A 19,821-nucleotide genomic window follows, 5' to 3' on the forward strand; every position below is an offset into this window, starting at 1 on the left:
GCGGGCTGACGCTTCATGCCCGGCCTTCCTTGCGGGCGCGCGGGGCATCGAATGCGCGGAGTGCCTCCAGCACGGCGTTCTCGGCCGGAGCAAAGCCGCCTCGCGAGACCGAGTGGTTCTGGTGGAATTCGAACCAGGAGCCGCACAGCTGATCGGCGCGGCGCGGATCGGGCTCGGCGCGATCAAGGACATGGGCGAGCACGAGCGCACATCTAAGCTCGCCCCCGAGCGCGAGCGATAGCACCGCAGTCATCGCGATGTCGGTCTTGATGCCGCCCACCCGCGTGATCGGCATCAGCGACAGCACCAGCGCGATCGCGGCATCCGCATCGCCTTGCAGCGCCGGCTCGACCTCGGCGCCTTCGATCAGCGTTGCGACGTCCTCGAGCGCGGACCGGACCTCAAGATATTCTGCCGCCCGGAACGCGTCGGCCGGCGCCGACCGCCACCAGCGCAGCGGCGAGATCTTAAGCAGCGCGCGAACGACCGGCGACGAGGCGTCGAGGATCCTGTCGTCGTGGCCATCGCGCGGACGTTTTGAAATTCTCCCGGATGCTTCGGTCTTTCCGATCGACGCGCCGCCCGCGCCATGGTGGCCGGGAAGACCAGCCTCTTGCCGGGGCTCGTGCCCCGGCATCCTCCTGGAATTGGACATGGCCGAGCCCTCCTATTCCGCGCGCGCGATCGGCGCGAGGGTGCGCGGGCGCACCCACTTGGTCGCGGCGACATGCGCGCCGGTGACGAACTTGGCCGCCACCGCAGCGGAGAAAAACGGCCACGCGACCTGAAAGCGCAGGCGATTTTTGACCCCGGCGATCGGCACCACGACCCCCCTGCCGAGGAGGTCTGCGCGGAGCCGCTTGATGTTCTTCCTGAGGCTGGGGGTCTGGACGTTGCGCACCTCCGAGCCCGCCGTGACCACAAACCCCTCATGACCGTGATAGCCCCGGGCCCAGATGCCGCAGTAGTCGAGCTCAAGTGTGGGTTCGCCTTCGGGCGGGAGTGTGATCGGCAACTCGATCTCGACCGCCTCGTCGACATCCTGATTGTCATCGATCGCGGCCTGGATCGCGGCTTGCGCTGGAAGCTGGCTGGCGAGGTTTCCGTTGAGAATCCTGCAACCGGCGTCGAACAACAAGCGCCGGCCATCCGTCACCAGCCGTTCCATCGTTGCGGTCTGCTCGACAGGCCAGGGCAGAACCCGCGGCTCCATCGTGTTGGCCAAGGCGACCAGACCAGCCTCTTTGGCGAGCCGGTCAGACGGTGCTCCAGGTAGAGCCGCGCCGACCACTCCAACGTGTGCGGCTCCTGCTCGTGGAGCAGGAAGGCCTCCGCGGCGAAGGCTTTGGCGGGACCCTCGGCGTGCTCGGCGACGCACTTGAGCGCTCGATTGCTCGCGCCGATATAGGCCCTGCCCTGCCCTGCAATCACGTAGCACGCGGACAGATCACCGGTCGCGGCCAGGCTTCTCACCATCGCCAGCGGACAGGCCGTGACGGCGAGCCGGCCGCCCGGATCGCGGATCTGGCGATAGCCTTCGATCCCGCCAAACGGGCGATAAATCGTATGGGTGCAAGGCTGCACCGGAATAGCTTCGTTGGAAAAATTCATTGGATCGATCTCTCCTTCCTTTGAGAAGATCGCGAAGCCGACGACATCGGACCGGTGACGCGCCGCTGGACGCCCTGCCAAACGTGGCAGGACGTAGGCCGTCACCGCGGCTTGCGTGGCCTGTTCTGCAAAATCGCGGACGCCAGGATTTTGCGTCCCCGACCGGCGGAATCGCCAACGCATGGCGCGGACCGGGACCGATTCATGCGACGCTGTCGCGCCGCATGACGTCGAGCCTCGCGCTCGCGCCTTAGCCGATGGAGGGAGTGATGGTGGAGAAGGACATGCTGCGCGCAGTCTGCCCGACACCGGGCACGAAAGCGCAGCCGCCGGTCACATGGGACCGGACACTCGGCATCGCAGAGGACGAGAGAACGAACGCCGAATCGGCGGTATAAGCTTCGGTAGCCATGATTGACTCCTATCGGTCGATTATGGTCAGGCCGTCTGTCGGTGTTGGAAGCACCGACGGCGGCCGCTTCGCATGGATTGCGAAGGCAACCTCCAATATGCCGCCTGTTCACGGAATATTCTAGGCCGCGCGGCATTCCTTCCAGGATTCATAGTTAACGATATCTAAGCAACAGTCCCTCGAGAAGGTCGGTGTTCTGCTGATCGAGGGAGCCCTCGCTCGCGAATGGCCCACCGCCAATACACGCCGTAAGACGGAATGCGCTTGGCGCGCCGAACACTTTCCTTCTGACCGCCGAAGCGGCCACAATGCTGTCAGGCCGCCGCGAGATCGGCCTGGGATTCCTCCGTGGGCAGGGGGGAAGCTAACGTCTGGGGGGCGGCCGAGCAGACACGCTGCGAAGCCCGGACGATCGATTGTGCATCCGACGGATGCTCTCGTCGACGCTCTCCAGATCTTGACGCTGGCGATCGGCATAGGACTGGAGAAAGAGAGCAGTTTGCGCCAGCTTGGCCGGATCAGGGCCGATCTTCCACGAATTGCCGTCCGGCAGGCTTTCCATAACTTCGATCGCTTCGGACGGTGCACCGACGGTCTGCTTCACGTCCGAGTCGGTGGACACGGCGCGAGCGTCCTTGCCGGATGTCGTGAGAATGGACGGCAACGCGAAAGCCGTCTCGGCGACCTTGCCCGGCTGGAACGGAACAATATTCGCAGACACCAGATCTGCCGCCGATTGAAGATAGCCTGCGCTGGCTGCATCCACTTGCATTGGAGGCTCGGGCACGTCCACCTGCACGCCAGCCGTGTTCGCCTCGAAATCCGCCAGGAATTCTGCTGCCACCCCGAGCGGATCATGGCGTGCGATCGCCGCCTTCAGCTCCGACAAAAATGCCAGCGAGATGATATCCCGGGCAGCAGCGGAGGGTGCTCGATTGATCATGAACACATCTTCGTCAGCGGCCGCTATCGCCATCACGTCGGCAAGGCGCGGACCTCCCTCGATCACCAGAGCGGGCCAGTCAAGCTGGCGCACGAAGCGCGTGATGATTGCCGCATCCTCCGAAGTGCCCGTTGGCGTGATCCTGAACGCCCAACCGTCGAAGGTGACAGACGTTCCGGTCAACGACAGCGTCGGCAAGCCCCTTGCCGCATCCACGTTGCCTTCCAGCGCATAGCCCGCCTCCTCCGCCGCAGCCGCGAACCGCCTCCGGAGTTTTGCGGCCTCCTCATCAACGAGACGATCAACGGCGGCGTTCGTGACCGTCAGGTTTGCAGCCTCCGGCTCCGGAGAACGCGTCGGTGCCTCGCGAGCCCGCTTCAGCCGACGGCTCGCCTTCAGCTGTTCGAACTCATGGACATGCCTGCCTTCGTTGTACTTCTTGATCGCGACCCGGGGCAGGCGCTGCTCCGGAATGCCGGCTCCCCTCTCATCGTTGCGGCGTGGATCAACGTAGGCATCAACGCCGAGGATCGCACAACCCAGCGTCAATCTCGCAGCAACCAGGGCCCGCACGTACCTCCCGCCATCGCGTCGGAACAGCGTGTTCCAAGTACGCTCCTTCAGACCGAAACCGTCTTGCTCCAGCTCGCGTTGCGCGAGCCAGGCGTGAGCGTGCGGGTTCGGCTTATCGTCACTCGCGGGCACGCACTCTACGTCGAGCCGTACCGCCATCCCGAGTTGGACGAAAGGCAGCAAAGTAAAGGCCGCGAGGGGCAACAGCAGCTCGCGGGGCACCGCGCGCGGGAGCGCAAAATCAAGAATTCGGCCGTCCTGCGCGTTCCGACGCGTTTCTCTGAAAGCCGCCATCTTGTAAAAATTCTCCCATTGGGCGAATTCCAAGGGCACGCCCGGCGGCAGCAGCACACACCCTCCGACGTGAAAGCCGGCATAGCACTGGTAGTCGACGCTCCTGAAGCGATCAGCGGCGGCCGAACAGGTTTGGTAAGCGAAGCGCGCGATAGCCGTGTAATTCTGGGAAGTCGGAACAACGCCGAAGTGGATGGAGCAGAACGGCACGATGACCTCGAACTCTCGAACGTATAAAGGACACCCGCAATCGCTAGCACCCCGTCCAGCAAGTCCCGAGGCCGATACGAGACCGTCTGAAGACCGCTCCCTCATCAAGTGTGAAATCGCTCCGCACAGCGACAATCAGGCCTCCGCAGGGAAGCTTTCGCGATAGCTCCGAAGGGCTCGTTAACGAGATGCCAGAGTCTTCGCACCACGGTGGCCTCCGTTCGACCCAGGAAAGGTCGGGCAGGCGCGCCAAAAAGCGCACGCGAAATCGCGTGACCGAAAACGTCCGACCCAGCCGCATTAACCGGGTGCGAGAGCGGGAGGCAGCCGGTGCGCCAACGGCAACGGCAGGCGGGGCTTATTCTGACGCTGATCTTTGGCGAGTTGCTCGCGGAGATTTTTCACGAAGTGGCGATCGTGTGGCCCGGGTTTATCTCCGAGAAATTTCTTCAGCGCCGCCTTCTTGGAGATGTCGAGCATCTCCAAGACCATGGCGGACATTTCGTCAGCACCAGCGCGCACCGGCTCCTTCGCCTTATCTTTGGCGCGGCGAATGCATTCCTTGACGCTTTCAACCGTCAGCCGTTCGCCGCGGCGTACCCGCTCCAAGACTTCGACAACGGTTGCATCGTCACTGTTGAGGAGGGCCGAGCATTCAGACTTGATCGCTGCGACCGTCGGCTGATTAACCATCGTTTCAAGACAAGACCGGAAATCGATCCACCAGGCAGCTCCGCTGTAAGCAATGATCTCATCAATTGCACCCGGGGCGCACGGCGAGCACGGTGGTCGTGGCCCGCTCGATCGCCTCCGGAGAGGGGCCGCGCCTTCCCAAGATTCGGCAAAAGTGCGCTGGTATTTCCCGCTCAACAACGAACAGCCACTTTCTCACGAATGCGGTTGGCCCACTCGACCTGTTTTTTGGTGCCGGTCAGCTCCATTGCGACGGCGGCCTCATTGGTTCGCTGAACCTGCTCGTTCACCTCACGCTCAAAGTATTCGAATTGCCTCTTCCAACACAGCTATCTCACGGCTGTGCGAAAGAGTGCTCAGGTCATCTGCAACTCGCGCGGATCATGTCCATCCAGCGGCCGACCCGGCGCAACGCACGCTCGCACGGGCCAATGCGCTCCCGAACCAGGCGAGCGCGCAGCAACGCGAGTTGCTTGCGTTCCGAGGGTTTCATCAACTGCACGGCAAGGGGAAGATCGTGCAACAGCATGAAACTGGTGTTCGAGCGGGCAAGGCGCTGGATTAAGTCTCTGACGGCTTCGTGCCCCCGCCGCTCGACATGTTCGAACTGCGCGGTGAGCCTAGTTGGCGCGGGGAAACCCCACGGCCTGGTGGGCCGCCTCCATCATGACCGCGATCCAGCTTGCGACGCGGCGCTGAACGACCGCCGCAGACAACCGGTCCAAGGGATTACCCGCATGGTCGGCCCACAGCGGGGCAAGCCGCGCGGGATCGGCCGTGACAAACTTCATGAGGTTCAAACCCGGCGTGCGGTCTACGGGCTGCCACAACCGGTCATCCATGCGCGGCAGGACGATTGCGCTGGCGTCAGCGCGCATCCTGGCGAACTGTTCCGGCTCGAGGTTCAAAAGGCGGGGATCAAAATCCGGCGGGAAAACGGCGCCAACCCGCTCGTTGAGAACCCAGACCGGCCGCGCCAGCGGGAGCGCGCCACGCACCAGTTCAGTGGATGCCGTCATCGCACGCATGGCATCCAGATTGGACGTTGTCACCAGCGCGACGATCAATTGGCCGCCGCTCTCGGTCACAACCTGGTCGAGACGCATGTCGCGCATGAATTTCATCACGGGCACGTCCCACGCAGCCGCGGTGTCCAGCACGATGCTGCCGCCATTCTCCGCCGAGTGAGCGATGGCGCTGGTGAACGGCGAGAATGCCCGCAACAGAGCGAGCGGATCCTCGGATGCCGCCTCGAGCAGATCGGTGTCGATCGTGACGACGTCGTCGCCGAGCTTGGCACGCAACCGCTGCTGTACGTCCGCCGAAAAGACGTGGACGCGGTAGCCGACCGAGCGCAGAAGCAGGGTGACGAGCTCGGTGAACAGCGTCTTGCCCTGCCCGCCCAGGGCCGAAAGCACGACAATGAGATACCAACCGACGGCAGGATTGGAGGTTTTGATCTTCGGCATGAGCTTCTCCTTGGATGATGAGAAGCCGAATGGGGCACAATGGGAAATCGAAAGCCCCCACGAACCCGAGGTGAGAAATGTCGTAAAATGTCGTTATTCGTCGTATTTTGTCGTATTTCGTCGGCAGATGCCTATCTTCAACCGCTCCGCAGCCAAGGCTTGCAGGCGCGCGCAAGCTTCACGAGAAACAGCGCGTCCGTTTTAGCTTGAGAGGTCGGTCCAAGATCGATGGTTGGCACCGGCAGTCCTGTTGCGCGCGTCTTCGTTGCAATGACCATCGCTCCCTTCTCTCCAGGAGCCCTTGGGTCGCTCCGAACTTGGTTCACATGATGAAAGTCACCCATATGGGCGCGTCGCAAGAGTTCAGCGGACGAGCTAATGACCGCTTCGTGGCACGCCAACCAAAGATCTCGCCGGCGCCGCTCGCGCGGCGTTTCCGCCCGTTCCGACCGGCCGTCCAGTATTCCCGAGAGCCGCTGCGCGACCAGCCGGTGTTGATTGATCGCCACCCAGATGGTCAACATGGATCCGAGAACGTCCTGGCGCAGGCGATCCGAATTCTGATCGTCGATCAGGACGTCGATCATCTGTGCCAGAAGCGCTTGAACCGCGGTTCTCGGGCGTTCGACCGCGGGCTCGAGCACCACCTGGAATACATCGATCGCCAAGCGAGCCACCGGCACCGGTTCAGCCCAGTCGTAGAGCGTTCGGCGACCGGTATTCTCTTGCGCCGGATCCCGTGTGGCGCGGCGTACCGCCTCATGCACCTGTCGAAGAACGGACGAAGCCTCCTTGGGCATCCCGGCAATGAAATCTTCAAGACGCTGCCGAAGATTGGCTGCCTTGGGCTCGGGCAGATTGCCGAAAAAGTACGCGTCGGCCGCAGCAAACGGAAAAGGCATCGATCGGACGGCCACCAAATGGGGCTCGTCTGGAAGCTGACGCATCGCCGCATTCACGACGTGGGGCTCGACGGAAGCATTTACGACCGCCTTCCGGTAGGAGCTCGCAATTGCCTCCGGATTTCTAAAAGTTTCAAGGGTGACGGCAGCCATGTCGACGTTCGAAAATGGATAGCGTCCCACCAAAGCGTCATACGTTTCGGAAAGAATTTGGTCCGGGATAGAAGCCTTATGTCCCGAGCACACACGCTCCGCCGCGTCCGCTAAAGCACCGAGCTGCGACACCACCGCACTGATCTGGGGCGAATTTGCGCGACGCTCGCACCGGCATCGAAACGATAGCTTCGCCTCCTCAAGCTCAACAATCTTGATTTCGATTTGGTCGGCAGGAATGCCAATGCGGTGGAGGAGACGCTCGAGCTCCCCACGATCATCGTCTGACCACATAGCCGAGCTACTTGCGCCTCGTCCTGTCAAACAAAATTTCGCCCCTGGCGGCAAAAGATTGCGCATCGCTGATGCGCTGCTTGAACTCGCTAAGTTCCGGAGACAGATCCTGGTCCCAGCCTGAGGTTGTTGCTGTCGCTACATTGTGATCCGCCAGGGGAGCCCTGACGCCGATCTCGGCTGCCGGCCGCTTACCGGCGCGCGCGACTTTGGCTCTCGAAATGCAGTTGTGAAGCGAATTGCCCTTGAAGCGAGTTCCTTTCCGGCTCAACGCGCCTCCGGCGTTGAGCGCGCCGGCGATCTGCTCGTAGGTGTAGCCTGCCTCGAGCATCGCTTCGAACAATTCAAGGTGCTCGGTAATCACCGCCTGAGTTTTCGGGCGGCCCATCCCCGTTGGAGCCAGCGCGTCGATGACGGGTTGCAGAATGTCCGCGGAAAGGCACGCCTTCATGTTGATCTCGTTGTGTCATCAGAGTTTTAAGCCGTTGATATCGGGGGCAGGAAGCAGCCGATGTCCAGATAAATCGCCCGAGATCCGGTTGAATATCGGGGAGAGACAAATATTCCGGCCCGGAGACAGTTGCCGACAAATCCGCGTATCTCGGCCTCAATCGAGCAACACCCGAGCTGAAAGAGCCGACAGGCGAGCCCTCTTTCGGACGACGAAGGCAGTTGTTTTGGAGGTGCGTTCGCCAGTGCCTCCCCCAAAACGCTTCAGTGCAAATGGCAGTAAACCGCGAAACGCTTCCCATCAGATCGTCGCTCCCTGCGGCACCCTGGTCGAACCTGCCTGTGGGAGGAGTGCATGCGACCGAACCCAACGGCTACCGTTCCGCCTCCGTGCCACGCGGGCGCCTCGCTCGGCGCTTAGCGTCGGTGGTCACATCGTCGGGGAAAAGCCACCGGCACCGATCGCGAAGAGAATGACAAGACGCGGCCCCTGTCCGGACTGCTGATCGCGCCATCGATTCAAGTCACAGCGATCGGCCGGTCTCTGCCGCCGCCACAGGATTCAGCTTGCGGGCGGCGGGCAATCACTCACCGGACAACTCGAAGCAAAAATTCAGATTTGCTTCCTTAATTTGCCAAGCGGCCTCTTACCGCAATCTGAAAATTGGAGACGCACGTTTCGAGGCTCCGAGCCGGACCATCATCGCTCAAATCCTGGGCTATGAAACGAAGGCGCGCGTGGGATCGTCCCTCGATTTCGTCAAGGTCGGTCGCAATCCTCTCGAGCGCCTCTTGTAGGCGTCGCAGATGGGTGAGGTGCAGTTCGGCTTGGCCCATTAGATCGCTCCCCGATACTCGGCTATGATTAGGGATCGGGCCCGTGACGGCCAGTGGAAAGCAGACACCCACCGGCAACGGTTCCGAGGCCGCGCCGCATGCCGCCTCAACAAGCCGCCCCCCCTAATAGGCTCCGCGCACTGACCAAGATAAATACTCAGAATTTTAAATAAATTCTATTATTTGCGATTTTATAAGGTGCGGTCAATAGTCCGACTTAATCGGTGGCGGATTATATTTTGCAGGAACGGTTTGGATGTAGCCAAGGTTGGATGCCCGCGCGCTCCTCGATGGACACCTAGCCCGGACTATTCACGCAAATGGTGGTTCAAGCCGACAGCCCGAGTTCGAAGGCGTCAGTGACGTCCGGCACGGCTTCGCGACTGCACGTAGCATTGAAGAGACCCGTCAGCTGCCGCCACGTAACGGCCACCACGCGGCGGTGCCCTCAGACGCCTACCACCAAAAGTACGGAAATACCCGATATCGCAGCCGCGGATCGCCGTAGTAGCCAGGCCCGTCATATGGGCCGTAGAAATTGCCGTCCCCATAGACCCAGCGCGCGATCGGCCTGCGGACCGGCGGACGGTAACAGCGCCCTTGCTGGTCGCAGATTACCTTGACCTGCTCGAGCGGAGGGCTGGCATGAGGCGTGGTGGCTTGGGCCAAAAGCGGCGCTGCAGATACCTCGCCGATTAACATCATCGAAAGACCGGCGATTGCTCCAGCCAGTTTCAGCATTGTCCCGCCCCTCTGATCCGCCCGATTCAAATCCGACCGAGTTTAACTGTCTTAATAGTCTCCTATCCGCAGGACAAGGCCACCCAGACCGGCCCATTGCCACCCGGCTCTCGCTAATCCGCAGTTGCGATGTATCTGCCACATCGAGTACCTGTGCGGTGCCCGCGACAGACCCACCTCGGACTAGGCCTGGTTGCTCGACGGCCAGAAGCACCTGATCAGAGGCGCATTCCCGCCCAAGGAAATCACTAACCAAGTCTGTTTGCCATGCGAGGAGCGGCGATGCCCGCGCCGGTTTCAGCTTCCATGGTTGAATGCTATGTCTAGGCGCGATTCAACCACGCCCCCCGAAATGGCCCTTTCCTCATCTTCCAGCGGTCGCCTTTGCCTGTGGCTGTGCCGCTTTGCCGCACTCCTCCTCCTTTCAATCGTCATGCCTCCTCTCCAGGGACAGGAGCTCGGCCGCCTGTACGCGACAAGACCGCCCCCCGGGATACGCCTTCATAAGGATCGCCATCGCGTTCGGCGAAAATGTTCCTCAGGTTCAGGTCAACTCGATGGATCTTCGGATCAGCGAGGCCACAGGGGCAAGCTCGTATCGCGCCGTTCCCGGAAATCAGCCCCTGAACCTCTCTGTCGACGGCTCTACGATCTCGAAAGATATCGTGCCGAGCCCCGAGGCGTATCTCACCCTTGTGATCTCGAAAACCAATTCGGCCTGGACCGTCCAATCCATTGACGAGGGCCAGAACTCCGGCGACGGGCTGAAAGCCAGGCTTCGCTTCTTCAACCTGGTGCCCGGATGCACGGCCACACTAAGAATTGCCGACGGTCCCACGATCTTTCAGCAAACTCCATTTGCCTCCGTCCAGTCCCGATCCATCAATCCTGTGGTTGCAAAGCTCGAGGGCTCTTGCAGCGAAGGTAACGCCACCACTCTGATGCTTCCTCAACTGCGAGCTGGCGACTACTACAGCGTATTCCTTCGCAAGGACGCCGAGCGACTTCGTCTCACCGACCAACTGGATGAGACCGAACCCTATCGGGAGCGCTAGGCGGCGCGCCGATGGTATTTGTCAGCGATTCCTTCGTTTTTCTTTTTCTGCCTCTGTTTTTGCTCGCCTATGCGATCGCCCCTGCGCGCTTGCGGAATTCCACGATCCTCCTGTTCAGCCTGATCTTCTACGGCTGGTGGCGGTTCGATTTCCTCCCGCTCCTCGTTGCCATCGCTTGTTGGTCCTGGGCGACGGGCCTTTGGATCGTTCGAAGCGCAGGCCGCGAACGTCAATTCGCCCTGCTCGCAGCTATCGTGGCGCCGCTCGCGAGCCTGATCTGGTTCAAATACGCCAACCTCCTCGCTGAAAGCGCTTTGGCCCTTGGTGCCCCGATCGGGCATTGGACAGCGATCCCCCTGCCCATCGGTCTTTCATTCTTCGTGTTCGGCGCGATCTCCTACTCGGTGGATGTATTCCGAAAGACGGTCGCCGCCGAGCCAAGCCTCGTGAACTACGCCACCTACCAGGCCATGTTTGGCCACCTGGTCGCGGGTCCCGTGGTGCGCTACCAGTCGGTGGCAGAACGGCTGGCATCGCGCTCCTTCGACTTTGCAGAGTTCACCGAGGGATGGCGCCGTTTCATGCTCGGTTTTGCGCAGAAGGTGCTGCTCGGAGATACCCTCGCGCCCCTCGTCGATGCGGGCTATTCGCTGCCCAACCCCAGCACGGCTGATGTCGCCTTGACCGTCGTGGCCTACACGCTACACCTCTACGGTGACTTTGCCGGATATAGCAGCATGGCGATCGGGCTCGGCCTGATGGTCGGCCTGAAATTTCCGGAGAATTTCGACAATCCTTATTTGAGCAGATCGATCACCGAATTCTGGCGCCGCTGGCACATCAGCCTGTCGAGCTGGCTACGCGATTACCTCTACATACCGCTTGGCGGAAACCGTGCTGGCAAGATTCGCTCGTATTTCAACTTGCTGGTGACGATGGCGCTTGGCGGCCTCTGGCACGGAGCAAGCTGGACGTTTCTGGTATGGGGCGTTTGGCATGGGCTGGGATTGATCGCGGCACGGCTTTGGCGCGCAACCGGTGCACCCGCGATCCCAGGACTCATATCCCACGTCCTGACAATGGCTTTCGTCATGGTCGGATGGTTGTTGTTTCGCGCCCAGGACTGGCAGGTTGCCCAAACGATGATGTCGGGACTACTGGGACAAAATGGACTATTCCCGTCGTCACCGATGAGTGCGGCCACGAGGCCAACTGAACTCCTAACGCTTTGCATCGGCCTGCTCGTGATCTACGCCCCGGCGCTGCCGCACTATCCTCTGCGGGGCTACATCGCGCGCCCACCGTTCGAATTGGCGCTGCTCTTGTGGCTCTGCGCCTTGTGGACAATGCAGAGCCGTACCGTAATTCCCTTCCTGTATTTCCAGTTCTAGGGGGAATTCGTGATCGTCAGGACGCTTCTCGTGCTTGCGGTGATCTTCTCGGGACTTGTAGCGGTGGTGACCAGAGGCCGCGAAGCGCTCGGCGAAGTGCTGAGAACGACGACCATGAATGATCTCACCGACGGCCGTTTCGCCCAGAAGATAGACAAGGCCATCTTCGGGGCTGTGCCGCGAAGCGGCACGCTCGACGGCCTCGTGTCTGGGCTGCAGTACCGGATACTCGGCGACGCTGGACCACAGGTCCGCGCCGGGTGCGGTGATTGGCTCTACACCATGGAAGAACTGCGAGCCGAACGCCACGACCGCGACAATATGGCTCTGCGGGGGGAACTGTTGCAACGGCTGGTCCGTGCCATCAAGCAATCGGGCGCGCGGCTCATCATCGTTCCTGTACCCGACAAGGCAGACGAAGTCGAAGACAAGCTATGCGGCGGCATCACGGCGGCGCAATCACGGCTACGAGACCAATTCTGGACCGAACTCGCCCGCATCGAAGGCGCGCTTGTCGTCGATCTCCGCAATGACTGGCCGAAGCCGGGCTATTGGAAGACAGACACACACTGGGATCAGTCCGGCGCACGATTTGCGGCCAATCAAATCGCGCGGACTATGGCGGGCGCATTCGAACCTGGACAGGACACTGTCAAGCTTGTCGAAGGAGCTATGCGTCGGCGCACGGGTGACCTCGCGAGACTGTCCGGGTTGACCGATGCGCCACCAGTGCTCGCGCCGGCGCCCGAACATGAGCGTGAGCTAAAACTGGATATCGCACGGTCAGGCGGACTGCTCGACGACACGCCCGAACCGTCGGTCATTCTTGCCGGATCCTCCTTCTCTTTAAATTCGGGGTTCTCCGAGTATCTCCAGGCCTCTCTCGCCAGAGAAGTGGCACAGGTCAGCCAGCCCGGCGGAGGATTCGCTGGCGCGCTGCTCGAGATGCTCGAGAAGCGACCGGCTAGCTTGGCGAAGGCCACGGCCGTGGTATGGGAGTGGCCGATGCGATCCTTGGTTTCTCCCCCGAGTGAGGCCGAGAAGAATTTCATGCGCCAAACGAGGTGATCCAGTGAGGCCAAGCGTGACCCGATTGATGGTGGCTGCTGCTGCAGCGTTCCTCGCACTTGCGCCGCTCGCGTCGCCCGCGGTCGCGCGCGATGCTGTCCTCGAGGGAAAATCCAACTGGCTCTTTGCCGGCTGGGAAAGCCTTACACTTGCCAAGCCGGACGCCGAGCGCGCGTCCATCAAGCTTATTTCGGACGTCGGCCACCTGTTGGCTCAGAAGAATATCAAACTGATCGTAGCCGTGGTCCCGCTGAAGCCGCGCTACTATGAAAGCCTGCTTCCCGACGCAGCAGCAATGTCGGAAGCCGTGCGGGGACGCTACGACAGGGCCCTCACTGAACTCCGCGCTGCGGGGGTCAATGCGCCCGACATTCGAGACGCGTTCAAGACGGTCGTCGCCGAGAAGAAGGAGGTCTTTTACCGGACTGATTTTCACTGGACTACCTTCGCCGCCGAGGCGACGGCAGATCTCGTGGCTGGCGTGATCACCGCGGAGGGACCTCTTCCCGGCAACCCCGGCAGCGGCACGCAACTCGGTGAATGGATGAACGATCGGCATCTCGGCGATCTTGCTGCCAACTTCTTGCCGCCGGAGCGGAAGCGAGCTATCGGACCGGAAGCCTACGTCATCCGCACCTCCGTCAAGCCTGCAGCCGGACTGCTCGACGGTGACCCGTCCCCGGTCGCTGTCGTTGGCAATAGCTTCGTGCAGCCCTATTTCGGCTTTCCGCAACGCTTGTCCAACAAGATCGACAGACCGGTCGCCTTGAAGTGGAATCCCGGGGACGTGGGGCCGTGGGCCACGCTCCTGCAATATCTCCAATCAGCCGAATTCACCCCCGCCTCGGTCAGATACTTGGTCTGGCAATTCAACGAGGCGCAAATTCAGAATGGCCCTGACGCGGTCGGCGAATGGGCTTCGCAGAGTATTGCGAGCCCTGTGGAGTGGCGAGCGAAGGTAACGGAAGCATTGAAAAATCGGTGAAAAGCTTAATTTTCCCTGACAAAGGGTTTGCTGCCTGAAACTGCTGACAAAATACCGCAGCAATTGCGCAACATGCGTCGGAAAAGCATGACTTTTGAAGATCTTGTTGCACGCGAACACTGAATTCCGGTTCCGCCAGAGCGCCGGCTCAGCTATTCAATACAACGTAAGTTTTACTGCCTGTGGGGGCTATGGTTATTTGGGGCGCAGAACGTCCGGGTCGACGTAAGCTGCGGGCTGCCCTCGGCGGCCTTATGCTTTCGCTTGCCTTGATCTCCCCAGCGGCCGCCCAAACCGCAGACTCGGATCGTCCGCTCGAAGGCGAAGCCTATAGCGCCGCGGAAGACGCGTACAAATCCTTTGGACAGGGAGACTATCAGACCGCCGCAAACCGGGCTGCAGCCTCGGTCGCCTTACGGCCCGACATTCTCCGTTTGCGATTGCTGCTGATCGACTCGCTGGTTGCCGCAGGAAATCTCGCCTCCGCTGAACAGGCGACCACGGCGGCGCTGGCGACCTTTTCCGCGAACCAGGAGTTGGAATCGCGGCAAGCCAGTATTCGCCAGCGCCTTGCGCAGCAACCTGCAGGCGAGGGCTATAAGGCGCTGGAACGGGGTGACACCAAGGCCGCCATTCGCGCTGCCCGCAAGGCCGTGGAGTACGGGCCGGATGTGATGTCCTACCGCCTGCTCTTGCTGGCAGCCCAGCTCGCCGACAATAGCCTTGCCGGTGCCGCCGAGACCGCATCCGAGGCGATCAAGCTCGATCCCGGCAACTACGTGCCGCTCGTCTGGCGAGCTTATATTTACCAAAAGCTCGGCAATCGGACACTCGCCACATCCGATTTCAATGCAGCTCTTGCCCTCCCCGACCTCACCGACGGTGAGAAGAAGCAGATTCGATTGATCGCTTCCGACGCTGCGCTTGCTTCCGGCGACTATCGCGCCGCTCAGGCCCTGCTTCAGGGATATCCCAAGACGGATCCGCTGGTAGTGACGCGGATCGGCGATGCGGATGCTGTTGCCGAGGGCAAGGCGACCTTGAAGGGCGATGGCAAGCTCATGCCAATGCCCGTGCAGGATTGCCGTGACACCCCCTACGGCTCGGTGTGCAGCCTGCAAGCGCCACTCGTTCAGAGCGTTGCCACGCCCACCGACAAGAAGGCCGAGGGCATCGAGGCGGCAGGCAAGGCCTATGAGGCCGCCCGAGCCAAGAACTACGGCGTGGCGATCGAGCAAGCCAAAAAGGCGGTCGCGGACACGCCCGAGATCGCCAGCAACCGACTGCTGCTGATCAACCTGCAGCTCAGCGCAGGCCGGCCGGCCGAGGCCGAAGCCACAGCGAGCCGTGCGATCGCGGAAGGGGTGGCTAACGCCGAGATCTACGCCCAGCGCGGATTTGCGCGCAGCCGCATCGGCAATGAAAGGGGCGCTATGGCGGATTGGGACACCGCACTTGCCCGTGGGCTTCCAGCTCAGCAAATGCGCAATGTCCGTCTCGCGCTGGTCGATACCGCGCTGAGGACCAAGGATCCACAACGGGCGCTGCGTGCTATTCCGCGCATCGGCCTCGACTATGAATTCACCATTCGGCGCGCATACGCGTATCAAGGCTTGGGGCGCAAGGAAGAAGCCTTGCGTGACTTCAGGTCCGCGGAACGCTTATCGATCACCAACGTTCAGCGAGACGGTGCAATCCAGGCTCAGATCAACACGCTCCTGGAGCTCGATCGGAAGCCCGAAGCACGCGCGATCTTCGATGCGGCGATTGCTCGCGGCCAACTCGAGTCGATCAGGGACGCGGACGTCGCTTATATCGGCGTTGCGGTTGGCAATGACAAGGTCGCCCTGGAGCTATTCGATCGCGCGAAGGCCAAGGGGACGCTGCCTCCGCGAGCGACCATCGATGCCGGTTATACGGCGATGCGCCAGTTTCAAAATCCAAAGGCCATCGCCTACCTGAAAGAAGGCATCGATGCGAAAGCGGACGGACGCATCAACATCGATGACCAGAAGCTATTCGAGACACGGCGGACAGTCGCCGATCTGACACGCGTATGGGGGCTCAACAGCGCAATCACCTACGGCAAGGTTGGATCGGCCCCCAATCCTTTCCTGACGATCAATTCGCCGGCGAGCACCTATACGTCTCAATTTGGATCCGAGCTGTACTACCGGCCCGAAGCGTTCGGAAATCGCAACGGCGCCCTGTTCGAGGTTTTCGGCCGCGTGTTCGAGACCCTGTACGATCAAGCCGGCGGCCCCACCGGGCTGCCCACGACGCAAGGCATGGTTGGCGCGAGATGGAAGCCGTTCTCCGAGCACAATCTTGTCTTCGAGGTCGACAAGCTGTTCAGGCTCGGTGACGCAGCGCGCGACGACACGCTGCTCAGAGCGGCCTACTCCTACACGGTCGGGACCGACTTGCGGGCGATCGATACCAATTGGCCGACCTGGTATATTTACACGGAGGTCGATCGTTTCTTTGAGAAGACGCAGCTGATCGGGCTGTTCGAAGGCCGCTTCGGTCATAGCTTCCGGCTAGATCCGATCAGCAAAAACCTTGTGTTCTTCCCGCACGCCGTCGTCGCGGCCAACTATGACGATTCTTTCGCAGTTCGCGACGCCTATTCCGCTGGCCTCGGCGGCTCGATCCGTTACTGGTTCGGCGAGACAAAATATACTGCCCCGCCCTCTTATTGGGAGCTGACGCTGCAGTATCGTTTCAGACTTGCTGGCGACAAGCGCGCCGAGGGTATCTTCGCCCAAACGTCGATCAACTACTAAGTCCAACCTCAGGAGTTGAGAGCGTTTCCTTAATGGGAGCGAGAAACGGACGTGCCCGATACGGAAGCCAGCAACGTCGCCGGATGCCATCTGATCGTGCGAGCGTTCGGAATCAAGAAGCGCGGCACGATCGGAGACACCTTTCGTGCTCACCTCATCATTATGAAACGATCCGTCACACGCTTGTAAACCGGTCTCACTAGCCTCTTCTGCGCTTATACTGCAATTGAGGTTCCAATGTTACTTGGCAAAACAAATCAACGAGCTCTCGCTCTAGCGTTCGCTCTCTTCGGGGCATCAACTTTTTCGGCGAAGGCTGCTTCAATCCTGGAAACAGCGACTGTCGGAAGCACCGACACGGGCAGCTATTCGATCTACTCGAATTCCTGGATCGGTGCGGCTTTCACGCTCACCCAGACGACCAACATCACGTCGATCGGCGCCAATTTCGACAACGCCGTTGGAGACCTGTTTGGCGCGATCATCGCGCTCCCTCCCGGCTTCAATCCGTCGAACATCGGCGTCAACAACAATGCCTTGGCCTATACCTTGCTCCATAGTCCCGCTCCGGGGACTGTGCCCGGAAACACGGCCGTGGATATTTCCGCCAGCATTCAAGCTCAGCTTCAGCCTGGCACGTATGGCGTGATTTTCGGATCGGGTGAATTCGGCGCCAACGGCTCTGCCGGCATGGTCGCCTCGAATGATCTGATCGGCGATCCGACGTTCTTTCGTGCCTTTTTCGGCAATTGGATGACTCTTGACGATGGCATTCGCATCTTCGTCGAAGGGACGCCGGTTGCAGCCGTGCCTGAGCCCTCGACGTGGGCGATGATGATCCTCGGCTTCTGCGGCGTCGGCTTCCTCGCCTATCGTCGCCGTGGTCAATTGTCGAACGGCGCAGTCTGATCGCCCAGGCATTCAACGTCGAAGACCGCCCTCGGGCGGTCTTTTTCTTGTTGCCGGCACTATGCGCCAAAGATCCACGCAACGCCCGCGGTCAGTGCCCAGAGCCAGGCAACCATCCCAACCACGAGTGACGTGACGTAAAGCGAGCGCATCTCTCGTTCCTCAGTGACGGTCGAGGCGCCAGGTATCCGCCTCAAGGACGCGCTGCCTTAGCCGCAACACTTCGAAATAACGCTCCGCGATGGTCTCCGCGACTGGAGGCCTCTTTGGCGTACGCTTGGCCTTCTTCAATTCACGTGGTTTCCGTCCCTTCGGAAATGCGCCCTTCATAAAAATCTCCAAGGTATTCCAAGGTATAACGAGAAGCAAAACGCACTAAATCCACACTCACCGAACCAAACATTCGTCACGCGACGCGCAACGTGGTTCGATCAAACTCCCGTGACCACGTTCAACAGTGAAATTCCGACCACCGCGATCGAGAGCGGCAACACCACTCCATGCGGTGAACCAAGCACGCGAAAATCCGAACGTGCGCAATAGATTTCCGTGTGTGGGTATCGGGGCGAAGACTAGCGCCCTTGCAGAGTTTCCGTCAATTCGATTTCTGGCGAACGAAATGAAACGCGCATCCAGCATGAACGCCCGTTTATAAAGATGAACATATTCGACGAGCGCTGGCCGCAAACGAGAGCAGCAAGCGTGTTCGGGCAAGACGCCTAAGCCCCTACGAAAGTTTAGTCCGACGGTAGCGTGCACGAGCGCAAACGCCCGCCTTGTCCGCCGTCGAATTGATATGCGGCAAATTGCCCGGACATCCGTTGCTTCACTGTCATCAAGGCATTGGAACCCGCGTGCGACGTCTCCCGTACTCTAGAAAAGGGAGTTGACTTTGATGTTTCGTAAAGTAGCTGCACTTTCCATCTCAGGATTTCTGGCCCATGCGGTCCCTGCTTCAGCTGACGTGATCAGCAATCCAACCAACACCGATAGTTTTCTGTACCTTTCTGGCGCGCCGGTCGGCGGTCAGCAGACGCAATTCGTGGGACAGACGTTCACCGCTTCAATCACGGGAACGCTGACAGATTTTCAGTTCACATTGAATAGCTCGACCATCCCTTGGCTGTACGGCGCAGTTTACGCGTGGGACGGGTACAAGCCGACCACATTGCTCTGGCAGAGTTCAGTGGTGTCCGGAGCAGCCGGCCTTCTCAACTTCTCGCCTGTCGGTGTCAACGTCACGCAAGACCAGACGTACGTTGCGTTCCTGAGCACCTACGGAATCGCCAATAACAGCGGCTTGGCGACCGTCGGAGATTGTTTGCCGTTCGCCGGCTGCAACTCCAACTCGATCCCCAATCTCGGGAATATGGTGTTTGCCAACGTCCTCGCCGATGGGCCCAGCTGGACTTCAGTGAACTACAGGGACGCCACCTTTTCGGCGACGATCACAAGTCCCGTCCCCGAACCCTCCACTTGGGCGATGATGCTCCTGGGCTTCAGCGGCCTCGGCTTCATGACCTATCGTCGCAAGCGGGTTATAGCAGGCACGCGGGCCTGATCGGGCCCTCTGAGGACCCGAAGTTACGACTGATCGACTCAGATCTAGCCTGCCCGCCCCAGACAGGCGTTCCGACAAGATTAAGCCCAGCTCCGATCTAAACCCGGAGCTGGGGTTTTTAGTTTTAGGAGCGGACACTCCCGGCCGCAGAGAGCCCTCTACTCAGCCACGTGGCCAACACAGGCTCAGCGGAGCCTGAGGGGGATTGGGGTTACTGGACCCCGGCTGGCAGGGCTCGGACGAGGCCTATAGGGTCTTGAGGCACCGCGGGCATGCTTCCTCTACGAAGACCGTAAGCTAGCGCCCCTGCCACCATTAGCCGCACTGCGACAGATCGCAAAACCAAGAGCGACAAGCGCCATCCCGGCGTTTGCGAGGAAGCTTCCGGATGCCGGAAAGCAGTTGAGGCATGTGCCAATGATTTCCATCGCAAGCTCCTTCTTAGATCGCTGACGCGCTGTCTACAGATCCAGCGCGAGGTACA

The 19,821-nt window shown here is 60.7% G+C and carries 18 protein-coding genes; 7 read left to right on the forward strand and 11 right to left on the reverse strand.

The genetic code is table 11. The annotated features are described in order from the left end of the window. Positions 1-13: 13 nt before the first annotated feature. The 11 genes from AC630_RS01935 to AC630_RS01980 all read right to left on the reverse strand — a co-directional run bounded on the left by AC630_RS01935 (position 14) and on the right by AC630_RS01980 (position 9,582). On the reverse strand, positions 14-655 hold the full coding sequence (locus AC630_RS01935; protein WP_143197737.1) for a hypothetical protein: 642 nt from the start codon (positions 653-655) through the stop codon (positions 14-16). 12 nt (positions 656-667) lie between these two features. Further along, on the reverse strand, positions 668-1,168 hold the full coding sequence (locus AC630_RS01940; RefSeq protein ID WP_074116793.1) for a DUF4357 domain-containing protein: 501 nt from the start codon (positions 1,166-1,168) through the stop codon (positions 668-670). Then, positions 1,153-1,611, reverse strand: coding sequence for a GIY-YIG nuclease family protein (locus AC630_RS01945; RefSeq protein ID WP_143197738.1), 459 nt, complete (start codon positions 1,609-1,611; stop codon positions 1,153-1,155). Before AC630_RS01945 ends, AC630_RS01940 begins: the two co-directional genes overlap by 16 nt. 250 nt (positions 1,612-1,861) lie before the next feature. Then, a complete protein-coding gene (locus AC630_RS45165; RefSeq protein ID WP_167561114.1) occupies positions 1,862-2,023 on the reverse strand; it encodes a hypothetical protein in 162 nt (53 codons plus the stop codon). Between the two features lie 364 nt (positions 2,024-2,387). Continuing rightward, a complete protein-coding gene (locus tag AC630_RS01950) occupies positions 2,388-4,043 on the reverse strand; it encodes a MobA/MobL family protein (protein ID WP_074116795.1) in 1,656 nt (551 codons plus the stop codon). Positions 4,044-4,343: 300 nt separating this feature from the next. Further along, positions 4,344-4,736, reverse strand: coding sequence for a hypothetical protein (locus AC630_RS01955; RefSeq protein ID WP_074116796.1), 393 nt, complete (start codon positions 4,734-4,736; stop codon positions 4,344-4,346). Between the two features lie 361 nt (positions 4,737-5,097). Then, positions 5,098-5,265, reverse strand: coding sequence for a hypothetical protein (locus AC630_RS45170; RefSeq protein WP_167561115.1), 168 nt, complete (start codon positions 5,263-5,265; stop codon positions 5,098-5,100). A 91-nt stretch (positions 5,266-5,356) separates the two neighbouring features. Next, positions 5,357-6,205, reverse strand: coding sequence for a P-loop NTPase family protein (locus AC630_RS01960; RefSeq protein WP_074116797.1), 849 nt, complete (start codon positions 6,203-6,205; stop codon positions 5,357-5,359). Positions 6,206-6,342: 137 nt separating this feature from the next. Then, positions 6,343-7,554, reverse strand: a complete 1,212-nt coding sequence (locus tag AC630_RS01965; RefSeq protein WP_074116798.1) for a hypothetical protein — start codon at positions 7,552-7,554, stop codon at positions 6,343-6,345. Positions 7,555-7,561: 7 nt separating this feature from the next. Next, positions 7,562-8,005, reverse strand: coding sequence for a hypothetical protein (locus tag AC630_RS01970; RefSeq protein ID WP_074116799.1), 444 nt, complete (start codon positions 8,003-8,005; stop codon positions 7,562-7,564). Positions 8,006-9,297: 1,292 nt separating this feature from the next. After that, positions 9,298-9,582 (reverse strand): hypothetical protein, encoded by a 285-nt coding sequence (locus tag AC630_RS01980; RefSeq protein WP_074116801.1) that lies wholly within the window; start codon positions 9,580-9,582, stop codon positions 9,298-9,300. Positions 9,583-10,139: 557 nt separating this feature from the next. Here AC630_RS01980 and AC630_RS01985 point away from each other — a divergent pair. The 7 genes from AC630_RS01985 (at position 10,140) to AC630_RS02020 (ending at position 19,337) form a co-directional block, all read left to right on the forward strand. Then, positions 10,140-10,637: a hypothetical protein gene (locus AC630_RS01985; RefSeq protein WP_245330230.1), complete on the forward strand. Its 498-nt coding sequence runs from the start codon at positions 10,140-10,142 to the stop codon at positions 10,635-10,637. A gap of 59 nt (positions 10,638-10,696) precedes the next feature. Further along, a complete protein-coding gene (locus AC630_RS01990; RefSeq protein ID WP_208866946.1) occupies positions 10,697-12,028 on the forward strand; it encodes an MBOAT family O-acyltransferase in 1,332 nt (443 codons plus the stop codon). A 9-nt stretch (positions 12,029-12,037) separates the two neighbouring features. Then, positions 12,038-13,096, forward strand: coding sequence for an alginate O-acetyltransferase AlgX-related protein (locus AC630_RS01995; protein ID WP_074116804.1), 1,059 nt, complete (start codon positions 12,038-12,040; stop codon positions 13,094-13,096). Positions 13,097-13,112: 16 nt separating this feature from the next. After that, entirely contained in the window at positions 13,113-14,081 is a 969-nt protein-coding gene (locus AC630_RS02000) for an alginate O-acetyltransferase AlgX-related protein (RefSeq protein WP_143197740.1), read from the forward strand. A 254-nt stretch (positions 14,082-14,335) separates the two neighbouring features. Continuing rightward, a complete protein-coding gene (locus AC630_RS02005) occupies positions 14,336-16,867 on the forward strand; it encodes an NfrA family protein (protein WP_074116806.1) in 2,532 nt (843 codons plus the stop codon). 237 nt (positions 16,868-17,104) lie between these two features. Continuing rightward, positions 17,105-17,776, forward strand: coding sequence for a PEPxxWA-CTERM sorting domain-containing protein (locus AC630_RS02010; protein WP_074116807.1), 672 nt, complete (start codon positions 17,105-17,107; stop codon positions 17,774-17,776). Positions 17,777-18,671: 895 nt separating this feature from the next. Then, positions 18,672-19,337, forward strand: coding sequence for a PEPxxWA-CTERM sorting domain-containing protein (locus tag AC630_RS02020; RefSeq protein ID WP_083636096.1), 666 nt, complete (start codon positions 18,672-18,674; stop codon positions 19,335-19,337). The last annotated feature ends 484 nt before the right edge of the window (positions 19,338-19,821 follow it).

Source organism: Bradyrhizobium sp. AS23.2 (assembly GCF_001908185.1).
Classification (GTDB): Bacteria; Pseudomonadota; Alphaproteobacteria; order Rhizobiales; family Xanthobacteraceae; genus Bradyrhizobium.

What these genes read in the sequence shown, in the direction of transcription:
- AC630_RS01955 (WP_074116796.1), bottom strand. Translation starts at nt 4,736, where the DNA reads ATGGTTAATCAGCCGACGGTCGCAGCGATCAAGTCTGAATGCTCGGCC.
- AC630_RS02020 (WP_083636096.1), top strand. Translation starts at nt 18,672, where the DNA reads ATGTTTCGTAAAGTAGCTGCACTTTCCATCTCAGGATTTCTGGCCCAT.
- AC630_RS01960 (WP_074116797.1), bottom strand. Translation starts at nt 6,205, where the DNA reads ATGCCGAAGATCAAAACCTCCAATCCTGCCGTCGGTTGGTATCTCATT.
- AC630_RS45170 (WP_167561115.1), bottom strand. Translation starts at nt 5,265, where the DNA reads ATGCTGTTGCACGATCTTCCCCTTGCCGTGCAGTTGATGAAACCCTCG.
- AC630_RS01980 (WP_074116801.1), bottom strand. Translation starts at nt 9,582, where the DNA reads ATGCTGAAACTGGCTGGAGCAATCGCCGGTCTTTCGATGATGTTAATC.
- AC630_RS01935 (WP_143197737.1), bottom strand. Translation starts at nt 655, where the DNA reads ATGTCCAATTCCAGGAGGATGCCGGGGCACGAGCCCCGGCAAGAGGCT.
- AC630_RS45165 (WP_167561114.1), bottom strand. Translation starts at nt 2,023, where the DNA reads ATGGCTACCGAAGCTTATACCGCCGATTCGGCGTTCGTTCTCTCGTCC.
- AC630_RS01985 (WP_245330230.1), top strand. Translation starts at nt 10,140, where the DNA reads ATGGATCTTCGGATCAGCGAGGCCACAGGGGCAAGCTCGTATCGCGCC.
- AC630_RS01965 (WP_074116798.1), bottom strand. Translation starts at nt 7,554, where the DNA reads ATGTGGTCAGACGATGATCGTGGGGAGCTCGAGCGTCTCCTCCACCGC.
- AC630_RS02010 (WP_074116807.1), top strand. Translation starts at nt 17,105, where the DNA reads ATGTTACTTGGCAAAACAAATCAACGAGCTCTCGCTCTAGCGTTCGCT.
- AC630_RS01940 (WP_074116793.1), bottom strand. Translation starts at nt 1,168, where the DNA reads ATGGAACGGCTGGTGACGGATGGCCGGCGCTTGTTGTTCGACGCCGGT.
- AC630_RS01970 (WP_074116799.1), bottom strand. Translation starts at nt 8,005, where the DNA reads ATGAAGGCGTGCCTTTCCGCGGACATTCTGCAACCCGTCATCGACGCG.
- AC630_RS01945 (WP_143197738.1), bottom strand. Translation starts at nt 1,611, where the DNA reads ATGAATTTTTCCAACGAAGCTATTCCGGTGCAGCCTTGCACCCATACG.
- AC630_RS02005 (WP_074116806.1), top strand. Translation starts at nt 14,336, where the DNA reads ATGCTTTCGCTTGCCTTGATCTCCCCAGCGGCCGCCCAAACCGCAGAC.